Source organism: Herbaspirillum sp. C7C2 (genome assembly GCF_022627865.1).
GTDB classification, from domain to species: domain Bacteria; phylum Pseudomonadota; class Gammaproteobacteria; order Burkholderiales; family Burkholderiaceae_D; genus Herbaspirillum; species Herbaspirillum frisingense.
The window spans coordinates 1-250 of sequence record NZ_JABXGI010000091.1; the positions used below are offsets into that span (position 1 = coordinate 1).

Annotated in this window: 1 protein-coding gene; it reads right to left on the reverse strand. The window is 66.4% G+C overall.

Annotated features, from left to right (window positions below; translation table 11 throughout):
* Window positions 1–63 precede the first annotated feature (63 nt).
* Window positions 64–250: hypothetical protein (locus HWE04_RS24365; RefSeq protein WP_241813944.1), on the reverse strand; the 187-nt coding region annotated here is incomplete at its 5' end.

Sequence of the window (250 nt, forward strand, 5' to 3'; positions counted from 1 at the left end):
ACATAGTTCACGGCGTCCGTCCTCCGTCGCGACCCACGCGTTCCTTCGCGGCGGCGATCACGCTCACTCCCCCGTCGGCTTCAGCGACTTGAAGATCTGCGCGTTGTCGGGCGATGCCCAGATCGCCGGGAACGCGTAGAGGTCGTCGAGCGTCGGCCAGCCCGTGAACTTGTCGGCGTGGAACTCGCTCGTCGTGCCGCCGGTCAGCACCGGGATGTACGGCATCGAGGTGACGATCTCGGCCTGGATG